Source organism: Apibacter sp., from assembly GCF_025291155.1.
GTDB lineage: Bacteria > Bacteroidota > Bacteroidia > Flavobacteriales > Weeksellaceae > Apibacter.
In genome coordinates this window covers 1-1,203 of sequence record NZ_JAMBJZ010000155.1, presented here as the reverse complement: position 1 = coordinate 1,203, position 1,203 = coordinate 1, and the positions used below count along the sequence as shown (strand labels likewise).

The window sequence follows — 1,203 nt, the reverse complement described above, 5'->3', positions numbered from 1 at the left end:
AACGTAAGGTATTATCATTCTGAGCATTTTGAATCCCAAAAAAGTATAATTTCCAGAAGGCCTTTTCCTGTATTTTTTGTTTAAGTTTTTCTTCGGTCTCCAAATTTCCCTGTACCTGGTTTTTCAGGCTTTCGGCAAACTCACGACTGTATTTCTCCTGTAAAATTGCATCTGCTTTTTTTTGCCAGGTAGAAAACCACAGGCCATGGCCCGGGATTCTTTCAAAATTATCATACGTATTTACTTCTATTTCCAATGGGTAAACTGCTTGCTCTAATTCGTATAATAAACGGATATGATGATCTTCTGGTATCCGGGAATTAATCAGGTAATTTTCCCGGGTGAATACTTTACGTATGCTTTCATCCTTAGTATTGCAATTGATTCCCATGTCAAAAGAAACTCTGCTTTGTTTGGTTTGTGAGCGTTCCTTTACTTCTAAGTTATGCTCTGTTTTATATATACGGGTATGTTCCCAACTCTTATTTTGCACTGTTACTTTTTAAAATAGAGAATATGAAGGACTAATAAATAAATCAAGTCAAAAATAATTATATATACTCCATTATTTAGAATACTATATATTTTATTTAATACCTGAGTCATGTTTTCAGCTTCTTCTATTTGATATTTTACTGTGAGAAATGCATTTAAAATCAGTGCTATTTCTACTATAACTACAATTACAAAAAAAAGTCCTAATATTATTTTCATAAAATTATTTTTTTTCATATTAATAATTGTTTAATTGGAAGATGAACCATAAATTCCTCCACTTGAGGCAGGGCTTGATCCGCTGCTGATCGTTTCACTGTTGGAAGAATTTGCTGAACTTCCTGATGCATCCCCTGAACTTCCTGAAGTTTCACCCGAAGATCCTGTTTTATCTAATGTTTCTATAGATTGTATATTTTCATAAGTTGATTTCATGATCTCTGTAGAAACTACAATATCGGAATTAGTTTCCTTTTGTTCGTTTAGGAAATCATTCAGTGAGCTGGGAATAGTAAAATATTCTTTATAGGAATACATTTTTTTATTGAATAAATAGGCATCAAAATTAAAAATATTTGTTCCTGCTTCCTTCAAGGCATCACATGTTTTAGTAGTACAATTATTACCAGTTAAATCATAATCATCTATAACCCTACCATATTCTTTCACTGAATCTGATGTTGATTTATTGTCTGGTTTTTCTGTTGA

Annotated in this window: 3 protein-coding genes; all 3 read right to left on the bottom strand. The window is 31.8% G+C overall.

The window, feature by feature from the left end:
* A partial coding sequence (locus tag M3Z80_RS09675; RefSeq protein ID WP_293919407.1) for a hypothetical protein occupies positions 1–493 on the bottom strand: 493 nt, incomplete at its 3' end.
* 2 nt (positions 494–495) lie between these two features.
* Complete coding sequence (locus M3Z80_RS09670) at positions 496–732, bottom strand: hypothetical protein (protein WP_293919405.1); 237 nt, start codon at positions 730–732, stop codon at positions 496–498.
* Between the two features lie 12 nt (positions 733–744).
* A partial coding sequence (locus M3Z80_RS09665; protein ID WP_459251455.1) for a hypothetical protein occupies positions 745–1,203 on the bottom strand: 459 nt, incomplete at its 5' end.